Genomic DNA, 2,647 nt, shown 5'->3' with positions numbered 1-2,647 from the left:
ACCGCCAGCAACGACGGCGCGTCTGAATGGCGCTTGGCCGCATTGGCTTCCTCTGCCTTTTGCAGCAGGCTGAAGGGAATCGACGCGTACACCGGCAAGCCGAGTTTCTCGATGTCATCCGGGCTTTCCAGCCCCCGGTTGAGCAGGCTGCGCACCAGCACCAGGCCTATGGAAAGCATGCCGCCGAGCAGCATCGCCAGCAGCACCACGATCACTTTGCGCGGTTCCACCGGCTTGCTGATATTGGCATCGGCGCTGTCAATCAAGCGCACGTTGCCCACGGTGCCGGCGCGCATCACGTCCAGTTCCTGGGAGCGATTGAGCAGCTGCGTGTAGATCTCGGTGCCGACCTGCACGTCGCGGGTCAGGCTGAGCAATTCCTGCTGGGTGCTGGGCAGGCCTTCGACCCGCTTGGTCATCTGCGCCTGCTTGGCGTTGAGTTCAGCCAACTTGGCGATCAAGGCTCGATAGGCCGGGTGCTGCGGCGTGAACTTGCGGTCCATCTCGGCCTGTTGCAACTTGAGTTCGGAGATGCCGGTGTCCAGGGCCACCACTTGGTCGAGCACCGCCTTGGCTTCCAGGCTGATGTCGATGGACTTGCTGCGAGTCTGGAAGCGATTCAGCGCGTTTTCGGCCTTCTCCAGGTCACGGCGTACCTGGGGCAACTGATCGTTGAGGAACGACAGGCTCTGCGCCGCCTCGGCCGAGGTACGGTCGACGTTCTGCTTCACATAGAGGTTGGAGATTTCCGTGAGGGTGCGAATCGCCAGCGCCGGGCGCGTGCTCTCCAGGGACAGGCTGATGATGCCCGACTCCTTGCCGCGTTCGATCACGGTGAGCAAGTCCTGGTAATCGGCCACCGCATCCAGGCGCGGCTTGCGCACAATCTTGAAATGCGCACCGGGGTTGGCCCGCAGTTCCTTGATCAGGACCTCCACGCCGCCGGCGGAAAACGCCTCGCCGACGCGGCCCGATGCGATCTCCCGGTCATCCTCATCAAACAGGCTGTAGCGCTGGGCCTCACCGGCCACCAGCACCAGAGAAGTGCCGAGCAATGCGGCCGGCAGATTAAGCGTGGTCAGCGCCAGTTGCTCGCCACCCACCGACCAGCGACTGAAGCCGAACAGCGGCGGCGCAATATCACCCTTGTGTTCCGGCGCATACCGTCGCGCAAGGAAACCGCCGATCAGCGGGAAACGCTGGGGCGTGACGGTGATGTCCAGCGCCAGGGTGTCGACAGTTTTGCCGATGATGGTGCGCGACTTGATCAGTTCGATCTCGGTCACCGCCGGCGATTCCTTGCCCAGCAGGCTGCTGACGTCGGAGAAGCCGAGCATGTCGTTCTTCTTGGGCTCCACCTGGATCAACGCATTCGCCTGGTACACCGGCGCCGCCAGAATCGCGTAGGTCGCGCCGATCACCATGCAAGTGCCGGTGATCCCGGCGATCAGCCATTTGTGATCAAGCAGGGTGCCGAGCATGCCGAGTACATCGATCTCGTCACGGTGGGGGTTGTCAGCGGAAGCGTTCTGGGGTGAATACATAAATCGCGTCTTCGTCCTTGCAATCGTTTTAAAGAGGGAGCGTCAGCGCGCCAGGCGCCGGGCCCAGGCCTGCACGGCCTGTTCGATCAATGCATAGGCCTGAACAAAGGCAGGCTTGCCCTGGCGATAGGGGTCGGTGATCTCAAGGTCCTGCTGCCACTTGCCCAGCAGGAACACCTTGCCCCGCGCCTCGGGAGCGAGGTTGAGCACCCCGTCGATGTGCCGCTGTTCCATCACCAGGATCAGGTCGGCCTCGCTGACGGCCTCAGCGTTGAGTTGCCGCGCCTTGTGCGCTTGGGGAATATGCCCGTGCTCCAACAGCACTTGCCCGGCGGTAGGCTCCAGCGGATGGTCACGCAACGCCGCCAGGCCGGCCGAACGGACCTGAATCCCGCAGGGACCCAGCGCGGCGCCCAGCAAGTGCTCTGCCGTCGGGCTGCGGCAGATGTTGCCAATACACACAATCAATATGTTTTTGAACAAGGCAACCTCCCACGCACCGCACATTTGTTTATCGGCAAAAGGGACGACCTTATTTAAATAACAAACAACTAACGACCGACCAATTATGACCACAGGCTGCAACTAGAGACTATCTATCGCGCAGGACAAAAAATAACAAAACAGGCACTATCCGACTAAAAATAACATTCCAGTACTTTTTCACCCTTGCATAATAAAGTGCCGTTTTAATGCACCAACCAGGGGACGGCCATGAACACGTCAAAGTTATTGGTAGAGCGTATTGGCCTATTTCCTTCTTCGGGAAATATTCACGTCGAGGTGAATAACTCGACCCGTGTCGTCGAGCGCATGCAGGTGTTGTATGCCAGCCATTCCCTGGCCAGCGATGAGTCCGGCGCCGGCTTGTCGATGGTCTTCGCCGACTGGCGCTTCAAGTTGCAGGTCAGCACTGCGCTGTCGGTGTGCCTGTGCGTGGAAAGCCGTGGCGACAGCCAGTTCATGCAGGTCAAGACCGCCGAGCTGCTGGCGAATATCTCCGGCACCGAGGAACGGTCATGAGCCTGTTGGGGGGTATGCGCCGCGGCTATGCCCTGAGAAAACTGACCGGCATGTTCCAGGCGTTTGTGGAGCCGCCGGCC

3 protein-coding genes are annotated in these 2,647 nt (G+C 60.6%); 1 reads left to right on the top strand and 2 read right to left on the bottom strand.

Annotated features, from left to right (window positions below; genetic code table 11):
- On the bottom strand, positions 1 to 1,544 hold a 1,544-nt coding region (locus IQK56_RS09090; RefSeq protein WP_193863676.1), incomplete at its 3' end, for a GNVR domain-containing protein.
- Positions 1,545 to 1,586: 42 nt separating this feature from the next.
- Entirely contained in the window at positions 1,587 to 2,027 is a 441-nt protein-coding gene (locus IQK56_RS09085) for a low molecular weight protein-tyrosine-phosphatase (RefSeq protein WP_224793927.1), read from the bottom strand.
- Between the two features lie 231 nt (positions 2,028 to 2,258).
- Here IQK56_RS09085 and IQK56_RS09080 point away from each other — a divergent pair, with 231 nt between their 5' ends.
- Complete coding sequence (locus IQK56_RS09080; RefSeq protein WP_224793928.1) at positions 2,259 to 2,567, top strand: phosphomannomutase; 309 nt, start codon at positions 2,259 to 2,261, stop codon at positions 2,565 to 2,567.
- Positions 2,568 to 2,647 lie beyond the last annotated feature (80 nt).

This window comes from Pseudomonas cyclaminis, assembly GCF_015163715.1.
GTDB classification, from domain to species: Bacteria; Pseudomonadota; Gammaproteobacteria; order Pseudomonadales; family Pseudomonadaceae; genus Aquipseudomonas; species Aquipseudomonas cyclaminis.
The sequence above is the reverse complement of the archived record's forward strand: the minus strand, read 5'-3'. Positions and strand labels throughout refer to the sequence as shown.

Coding starts and splice junctions, on each gene's coding strand:
- IQK56_RS09080 (WP_224793928.1), top strand. CDS start 2,259: ATGAACACGTCAAAGTTATTGGTAGAGCGTATTGGCCTATTTCCTTCT.